The sequence below is a fragment of the Sulfuricurvum sp. genome (genome assembly GCF_023250475.1).
Taxonomy (GTDB): domain Bacteria; phylum Campylobacterota; class Campylobacteria; order Campylobacterales; family Sulfurimonadaceae; genus Sulfuricurvum.
The window spans coordinates 1-5,266 of sequence record NZ_JAHFAQ010000144.1 but is presented as its reverse complement, the minus strand read 5'-3'; the positions used below and the strand labels follow the sequence as shown (position 1 = coordinate 5,266).

At 45.8% G+C, this 5,266-nt stretch carries 6 protein-coding genes; 3 read left to right on the top strand and 3 right to left on the bottom strand.

Features of this window, described 5'->3' with window-relative positions:
- From Q0C19_RS10890 to Q0C19_RS10880, 3 genes are all read left to right on the top strand, one after another.
- The coding region (locus Q0C19_RS10890; protein ID WP_295055926.1) for a thiamine-phosphate kinase at window positions 1-817 on the top strand (817 nt) is incomplete at its 5' end.
- A gap of 7 nt (window positions 818-824) precedes the next feature.
- Complete coding sequence (gene truD / locus Q0C19_RS10885) at window positions 825-1,916, top strand: tRNA pseudouridine(13) synthase TruD (protein ID WP_295055925.1); 1,092 nt, start codon at window positions 825-827, stop codon at window positions 1,914-1,916.
- Window positions 1,917-1,918: 2 nt separating this feature from the next.
- Window positions 1,919-2,737, top strand: a complete 819-nt coding sequence (locus Q0C19_RS10880) for a phosphatidylserine decarboxylase (protein WP_295055923.1) — start codon at window positions 1,919-1,921, stop codon at window positions 2,735-2,737.
- Here Q0C19_RS10880 and Q0C19_RS10875 read toward each other — a convergent pair.
- The 3 genes from Q0C19_RS10875 to Q0C19_RS10865 all read right to left on the bottom strand — a co-directional run.
- Window positions 2,727-3,329 (bottom strand): hypothetical protein, encoded by a 603-nt coding sequence (locus Q0C19_RS10875; protein ID WP_295055922.1) that lies wholly within the window; start codon window positions 3,327-3,329, stop codon window positions 2,727-2,729. The genes Q0C19_RS10880 and Q0C19_RS10875 overlap by 11 nt on opposite strands.
- Window positions 3,330-3,361: 32 nt before the next feature.
- Complete coding sequence (ychF, locus tag Q0C19_RS10870; protein WP_295055920.1) at window positions 3,362-4,462, bottom strand: redox-regulated ATPase YchF; 1,101 nt, start codon at window positions 4,460-4,462, stop codon at window positions 3,362-3,364.
- The coding region (locus Q0C19_RS10865) for a leucyl aminopeptidase (RefSeq protein WP_295055903.1) at window positions 4,462-5,266 on the bottom strand (805 nt) is incomplete at its 5' end. The genes ychF and Q0C19_RS10865, both read right to left, overlap by 1 nt.

Genomic DNA, 5,266 nt, shown 5'->3' with positions numbered 1-5,266 from the left:
AGAGAACTATTTTATTTCCACTTTTTGCTCTTCGAAGAGCCATATCGGAGACGATGGAGCGGCTATCGGCGAATGGGTTTACAGTAAAGATCTTTTTTTTGAAAACGTTCATTTTAAGAGATCGTGGCTTAGTCCCTATCAGATCGGCTATAAAGCGATGATTATTAATATTTCGGATGCGATAGCGATGAATGCTATTCCCAAGTATGCACTGCTGGGTGCGGCAATGCCCGCTTCGATGAGCCTTCATCAGATGGATGAGCTCTCACGGGGGATTCGCACCGCAGCAGGGGAGTACGGTATCGAGATTATCGGGGGAGATACGATTTCAAACCCGAATCTTGATCTCTCGATTACGATTATCTCCCGTGCAACCGATTTGTTGTTGCGTAAAGGGCTGAAGAGGGGAGATCTGATCGCTTATACCGGAAAGATCGGAGAATCGGCAAAACAGCTCCGTTATTTGATGGCGGGGGGAAAAGTACATACGAAAAGCCGTTTTGTCGCTCCGCAGTTGCGTCAAAAATTCGTGACGCAGTCCAGGCCGTTTTTACGCTGCGGAATGGATATCTCCGATGGTCTTTTCAGTGATATCGGCAAACTCTGCCGTGTCAATCGGATGGGGGTTCGGTTTATCAAAAAAATCCCTAAAAAAATCGGATGCAGCGGAGAAGAGTATGAGATGTTGATTGCTTTTTCTCCGTCCCGTTTGCAAGCCTTGCGCCGTATTGCGGCATTGAATAGAATCACTATCACACCAGTGGCTTACGCGATTCGCGGAAGTTATACCAATCGCTGTAAAGCGCACCATTTTTAGGAGTTTCATGGAACGTCAATATTATCTCCCTCACAGCCCTATCGAATTTCATTTTCGCCAATCGCCCCGCGATTTCGTCGTGGATGAGATCCCACTCTATCCTTTTAGCGGGGAAGGAGAGCATTTGGTTTTGCATGTGCGTAAAAAAAATCTCTCCACCTGGCAGATGATCGATATCTTTAGCAATCATTTGGGAATCAAAGGACGGGATATCGGTTATGCCGGACTCAAAGATAAAAATGCCCAAACCAAACAGTATATTTCACTGCCGCGAAAATATGAGAGTGTATTGGAGAATTTTGAACACGAGGGGATCAAAATCCTCGAAAAAGTGTACCATAATAACAAAATTCGTATCGGACATCTTAAAGGGAACCGCTTTTTTATCCGTCTCAAAAAAGTAAATCCAACCTCCGCGATGAAAATTCAAGAAGCTCTCAAAATGATCAAGAAACAGGGGATGCCGAACTATTTCGGATTTCAGCGTTTCGGTATTGACGGAGAGAACTATAAAAAAGGTCAAGAGATATTGGCGGGAACGCTCAAAGAGCGTAATAAAAAATTATCGCAATTTTACGTGAATGCCTATCAAAGCTATCTTTTCAACGATTGGTTGAGCCGCCGTATTCAAATCTCCAAACTTGTCGAAAGCTTTGGAATCGATGAACTTTCTACTATATTGCCGCTCCCTAAAGAAGAGATTGCGTCAATGAAAGCACAAAAACATCCGTTCAAGTTGATCCACGGAGATGTGATGATGCACTATCCCTACGGCAAGATTTTTCATTATGAAAGTGACGAAGAGGTTGAACGATTTTCAAAGCGGGATATTTCGTTCACGGGCCTCCTCAGCGGCAAGCGTGCGACACGTGCCGTCGGACTGGCAGAAACGGTCGAAAAAGAGTATGACGCTATTCATGAGGGCATCGACGGTGCACGTCGGTACGGATGGATTTTTCCCGAAGAGATCGAAGGGGAATATAGAGAGAATGATGCATGGTTCGAACTCCATTTTACCCTTCCGAAAGGGTGTTATGCCACCGTATTGATCGAAGAGATCGCTAAACGCTCAATTCAAACCGACGAAACTCAGGAGTAATCATGAAACAACACTTCACCTCTGCCCTTTCCCAAACATTTGGGCGCTTTGCATCCAAAGAACATGGGAAGACATTTCAAAATTTTATTAATCGTACTTATGTGCGCTCAATGGGTCTTGATATGAGTGACTTTGAGACACCGGAGTCGTATCCGAGTCTTAATGCCCTTTTCACCCGAAAATTTCGGCATAAGCGTACTTTTTCAACTGATCCGCGCGATATGATCAGTCCGTGCGACTCGCTCATCACTGAATGCGGAACGATTGAAGAAGATTTGGCGTTGCAGATCAAAGGGATGAGCTATAGCATCGACGGTGTGTTGGGCGACGGAATCTCGAGCGATTCGAAAAAAAGTATCCGTAACGGAACTTTTGTCAATTTCTATCTCTCTCCTCGCGATTATCACCGCTATCATGCACCGATCGATATGCAGGTGCTTCATGCGGTACATATCCCCGGGAAACTATATCCGGTCAATATTCCATCGCTCAAAAAGCAGGTGAATCTCTTCATTGAAAATGAACGGGTTGTTTTGGAGTGTCTCAGTTCTGAGGGGAAACGGTTTTTCTTGATCTTAGTCGGTGCCTTGAACGTTGGAGAGATGGAGGTGAGTTTTGAACCCAAAATCCGTACCAATACGGTTCTTACTCCGAGCCAACACAGTTATCGGGATCTTTATTTAAGCAAAGGGGATGATTTCGGATGTTTTCGAATGGGATCAACGATTGTAATGCTCTGCGAGAAAGAGATGGTCGAGCTTGGTATCTCAAGCGGACATACTGTTAAATTTGCCCAAACGATCGGGCGTATTATTTTCTAAAAAGAATATCGAGCCGAACGCTGAGATGACCGTTTTCTTCGTAAATCTCGATATTGCTGTCAATCGGGGGATGAAGCTTAACCAGCGCACCTTGGATGGAATGGAACACATGGCTGAATTTCGGAAACATAGGGGCGAAGATACTGTCAATATGCCCCTTTTGAATAATATGGGCCAATGAAGTGATGCCGCTGTAATAAACCGTTTTATTGATAGAACGGCTGATACGGTAATTGCGAAGCAGCTCAATATTTTTAATCAGCACCTCTTTTTCTTCTTCGCACAATACTTTATTGGAGTGTGCATGTTCGAGCTCTTCGGCAATATCATGCTCAACAATCTTTTGCCGATCTTGAACCTCTTGATCTAAAAGCGGATCGTTCTGACGGATGAGCTCAAGTATGCGATCAATATCTAAGGGTTTATTGGAAGCGAGGTACGTATAGCATTTACCCCCCTCATATTCATGATTCAATGCCTGAATGAGCTCTGCGACAATACTCAAATAAACGAATTTATCTTCTTTGTTAAGATCAAATGTCACCCCGTGAGCCGAGATGAGAGGTTTGGGACCGGCATACTTCAAAGACATTGGAGCCTCCTGTGCAAAGGTGTAATCACTAATTATACATTAAATCGAAAGTGCATGATGTCACCGTCTTGTACAATGTACTCTTTTCCTTCTAAACGCATTTTTCCGGCTTCTTTGGATTTGGCTTCGCCGCCGCAGGCGACAAAGTCTTCATAGCCGATCACTTCGGCGCGGATAAATCCTTTTTCAAAATCGTTATGGATAACGGCCGCTGCTTTGGGAGCCGTAGTATTTTTGTGGATCGTCCATGCACGAACCTCTTTGACACCCGCAGTAAAGTAGCTCATAAGACCGAGTTTATCGAATCCTTTTCGGATGATTTGCTCTAGCCCTGACTCTTCGACACCCATGTCACGGAGGAATTCATCACGTTCGTCATCTTCCATACCGACGAGCTCTTCTTCGATTTTGGCGCAGAGCTTGATCACTTCACATCCGTGTTTAGCGGCGTGTTCACGGAGACGCTGAACGTATTCGTTATCTTCGGTGAGACCGTCTTCGTCAACGTTTGCACCGTACATGATCTCTTTTGCACTGAGAAGTCGAGTTTCACTCATCAGTTTTTCATACATTTCGGAATCGGCTTTCGGGAAGTTGCGGGCGAGATTTCCCTCCGCCAAAAACTCTGCCAACTCTTCGGCAAAAGTCATCATAACAGCGGCATCTTTTTCATTTTTCGCCTGTTTTTTGAGACGTTCGATACGGTTGGTCAACACTTCGATGTCGGCGAAGATCAGTTCGTTTTCAATGATCTCAACGTCAAGCAACGGATCGATACGCCCCTCGGTGTGAACGATATTATCATCTTCAAAACAACGGACGATTTGAAGGATGACTTCAGTTTCACGGATGTTGGAGAGAAACTTATTCCCCAACCCTTCACCTTTACTTGCACCCTTCACGAGACCGGCGATGTCAACGAAATCGAGAGTCGAGTACTGGATACGCTCCGGATTTACGATTTTAGCTAGTTCGTTCAAACGGACATCGGGTACCGGAACGGTTGCTTTGTTCGGTTCGATCGTACAGAACGGATAGTTCGCCGCTTCGGCGTTTTGTGCTTTGGTAAGTGCGTTAAAAGTAGTTGATTTTCCGACGTTTGGTAGTCCTACGAGTCCGATTGATAATCCCATTAATTATTTCCTTGTGTGTTTAATTTTAGTAGCCATTCCATACTCATACGTACCCCAGCACCCGTACCGCCGTAAGTGTGGACATCCCATGCACTTTCGGTGTAGGCGGAGCCTGCGATGTCGAAGTGAACCCATTTTTCTTTCATATCCTCATCGATGAAGTTATCGAGGAAGAGGGCGGCTGTGATCGCTCCGCCGTACGGTTTGGAGGAGACGTTGCAAACGTCGGCGAGGTCGCTTTTGATCAGTTTTTTGAGATGGCGGTTGAATGGCAAATTCCCGCAGTATTCACCGCTTTGCTCCGCAGCGCTGAGCCACTCTTGTTTGAGTGATTCGTTATGCCCCATAACTCCTGTCGTATAGGGTCCAAGAGCAACCATGCACGCACCTGTTAGCGTTGCATAGTCGAAGATGTAATCGGCTTTGACGTTCTCTTGGGCGTATCCTAAAACATCGGCGAGGACGAGGCGACCTTCGGCATCGGTGTTGCGAACTTCAATCGTTTTACCGTTTTTGGCACGGAGGACATCATCGGGTTTGTAGGCATTCCCGCCGATCATGTTCTCGACCGCTCCGACAAACGCATGCACTTCGATGTCGAGTTTCAGTTCGCTCACCGCTTTGATGATCCCCATTACGGCGCACGCTCCCGCTTTGTCCATCTTCATTGTCACCATGGATGCAGCCGCTTTGAGGCTGAGACCGCCGCTGTCATAGGTGAGTCCTTTTCCGACTAGTGTAATCACTTTTTTAGGGTTTGCAGGTTTATAAGCGAGATGGATCAATCGGGGAGGGTTATGTGAA